4 protein-coding genes are annotated in these 2,098 nt (G+C 72.1%); 1 reads left to right on the top strand and 3 read right to left on the bottom strand.

Annotated features, from left to right (window positions below):
* Positions 1-859 (top strand): Dyp-type peroxidase (locus tag GH736_RS21740; RefSeq protein ID WP_159607012.1); only part of this gene is annotated, 859 nt, incomplete at its 5' end.
* Between the two features lie 57 nt (positions 860-916).
* Here the strand turns inward: GH736_RS21740 and GH736_RS21735 are convergent.
* The 3 genes from GH736_RS21735 to GH736_RS21725 all read right to left on the bottom strand — a co-directional run.
* Positions 917-1,330 carry a hypothetical protein gene (locus tag GH736_RS21735; RefSeq protein WP_159607010.1) on the bottom strand — a complete coding sequence of 138 codons (414 nt, stop codon included), beginning with the start codon at positions 1,328-1,330 and terminating at the stop codon, positions 917-919.
* 25 nt (positions 1,331-1,355) lie between these two features.
* Entirely contained in the window at positions 1,356-1,757 is a 402-nt protein-coding gene (locus GH736_RS21730) for a hypothetical protein (RefSeq protein ID WP_159607008.1), read from the bottom strand.
* 53 nt (positions 1,758-1,810) lie between these two features.
* The coding region (locus tag GH736_RS21725; RefSeq protein WP_159607006.1) for a LysM peptidoglycan-binding domain-containing protein at positions 1,811-2,098 on the bottom strand (288 nt) is incomplete at its 5' end.

The raw sequence follows: 2,098 nt of genomic DNA, 5'->3' as shown, positions 1-2,098 counted from the left end.
CGGGCCCGGGCTCTTCGCCGATGCCGACGGGGTCGACCGGTTCGGGCTCGCCGCCCGCCGACCCGCCGGACTCGAACCGCTGCCGCGGTTCCAGGGCGACGCGCTGCAGCCCGAGCGCAGCGGCGGCGACCTCTGCATCCAGGCGTGCGCCGACGACCCGCAGGTCGCCGTGCACGCCATCCGAAACCTCAGCCGCATCGCCTTCGGCCGGGCGAGCCTGCGCTGGTCGCAGCTCGGCTTCGGCCGCACTTCGTCGACGTCGACCGCGCAGGCGACGCCTCGCAACCTGTTCGGGTTCAAGGACGGCACCGCGAACGTGAAGGCCGAGGACGGCGCCGTGCTCGACGAGCAGGTGTGGGTGCAGCCCGGCGACGAGCCGGCATGGCTCGCGGGCGGCTCGTACCTCGTGGCCCGCCGCATCCGCATGATCATCGAGAACTGGGACCGCGTGCAGCTCGGCGAACAGGAGAAGCTCGTCGGCCGCTCGAAGGGCGAGGGTGCCCCGATGTCGGGCGGCACGGAGTTCACCGAGCCCGACTTCGAGGCCGAGGGGCCGACCGGCGCGCCGCTCATCGACACGAACGCGCATGTGCGTCTCGCGCACCACTCGGCCAACGGCGGGGCGCGGATGCTGCGCCGCGGCTACAACTTCGTCGACGGCAACGACGAGCTCGGCCGACTCGACGCGGGCCTCTTCTTCCTCTCGTTCCAGCGCTCGCCCGAGCAGTTCATCACCGTGCAGCAGCGGCTCGCCGCCGACGGCCTGAACGAGTACCTCAAGCACGTCGGCTCGGCGATCTTCGCGGTGCCCGGCGGGGTCGCCAAGGGCGAGTTCGTGGGGCAGGCGCTGTTCGCGTAGGGGTCGCGGCGGGTCGCGGGCGCGGGTCGCGGCGTGGCGGGGCGGGGCGGGCGTCGCTCACTCCGAGCGCGGCTCGAGCTCGGCGATCCCCCAGCGGTCGCCGCCGAGCGGTCGCAGCACCCCCCGCATCCGCTCGCCGTCGTGCACGGCCTGCCAGGCGATCGGTGCGAGGCGGCCGCCGGCGAGGTCGAGGCTGCCGCTGAACGTCGGCGACTCGTAGCCGAGGTCGATGAGCGCGTCGGCCCGGCGCCCCGAGTCCCACATGCCCGACAGCGACCACGTCATCATGGCTGCGGCGAGCACGCCGACGAGGAACGCCACATAGCCGCTCTCCCGCATGGTCTTCGAGTGGAACCGCGTGCCCACGAGCGACGCGAGCACCCCGACGAAGGCGATGACGGCGGGAAAGGCCAGCGGCCACGGGCTCCACGGCTCGATGGCGACGATCTCGTTCGCGAGCGCGTCGGTCAAGGGGGACATTCCATGGCTCCCGCTCTCAGTCCTCCTCGGCGTCTTCGACGAGGGTGACCTGCCACTGATCCCCGCCCAACGGTCGCAGCACGCCGCGAACGCGCTCCGCGCCGTGCACGGCCTGGAAGGGCACCACGCCGGTGGTTCCCGCGGCGAAGCTCATTCCGCCACCGAACGTCGGGGTGAGGTAGCCGAGCTGGGTGAGTGCCTCGACGCGCTGCTTCGAGTCCCAGATCGACGAGAGCGTCCACATCATCGCGAAGGCGGCCAGCGCGGCGATGAGGAAGCCGAGGTATCCCATCTCGCGCACGCGCTTCCGCCGGAGGCGGGTGCCGAGCACGGACGCGACCACCGCGGCGACCAGGATGACCCCTGGGATCACCAGCGGCCACGGACTCCACGGCTCGAGCGTGACGACGTCGTTCATGCGATCAGCCAGCCTTCATTCGCGGCCGATGCTACTCCGACGCGGCGGCCGCGTCAGCCGGTCTTCGTCCAGTCGAGGTTGATGAGGTCGCCGATGTAGACGGTCTCGCCGAAGTCGTGGATCTGCGGATTCATGCGCAGCAACTGCTGCTGCGGCAGCTCGAACCGCTGGGCGATGTCGAAGAAGCTGTCGCCCGACACGACCACGTAGCTGGCGGGCACGCCATTGCCGTCGAGCGCGGGGCTTCCGCTGGCCCCGGGGATGGGCCCGGTGTCGTAGGCAGGCCCCCACTCGACGACGGGCGCGGGCGCGTTGGGCACCGGGTCGGGGGCCGGGGCGGG

It is taken from the genome of Agromyces humi (genome assembly GCF_009720255.1).
In the GTDB taxonomy this organism is placed as follows: Bacteria; Actinomycetota; Actinomycetes; order Actinomycetales; family Microbacteriaceae; genus Agromyces; species Agromyces humi.
This window is presented reverse-complemented; position numbering and strand designations above follow the sequence as displayed.